The following is a 552-nucleotide window of genomic DNA, read 5'->3' on the forward strand; positions in this document are numbered from 1 at the left end:
CCGTAATAGTACTTTGAGCACTCCCCTCATTCCGAATAATACATACTCCTGGTAGACCTACGCCCTTGCAGTAATTCCAATCCCAAGACGCCATAATTTGGTCTGTATAAGTTCCGGCCGAAAGGTTACTTCCAGCTCCCGTCCGAGCATAAAGAGGGAACTCAACTTGGTCTCCAAACAGCCCCAACAAATCTAACAAGTCGGTGTCTGTGAAGGTGTGCAATTGGCCAAAAACATACTCTTCTGAAAGGCTTGAATCGCCAAAGATCTGATAGTTAATTATCGAACTGGCATCTCCTTGGGTGGTCATCTGCCCACCATTGAGGCTGGTAAATATGACAGACACATAGTCGCCACTCAACAACGACACAAGTGTCGAAAAGTCACACGTTATCCCGGCATGAGGCTGAGCTGAACTTTGTTGCTGAGTGCTCGACACCGTAAATGAGGAAACGCTACCAAACTGGATTGAAGGTGTTGACGCAGTGAGCTGACAAGCTATTGTCGAACAGGAGAAAAAGAGAAGTAGACTAGCCAGCCAGCGATGCAAAA

1 protein-coding gene is annotated in these 552 nt (G+C 46.9%); it reads right to left on the minus strand.

Annotated features, from left to right (window positions below):
• Positions 1–550 (minus strand): spore coat protein U domain-containing protein (locus R7Z50_RS30105; protein WP_318150099.1); only part of this gene is annotated, 550 nt, incomplete at its 3' end.
• Positions 551–552: the final 2 nt, after the last annotated feature.

It is taken from the genome of Vibrio sp. 1249-1, from assembly GCF_033340495.1.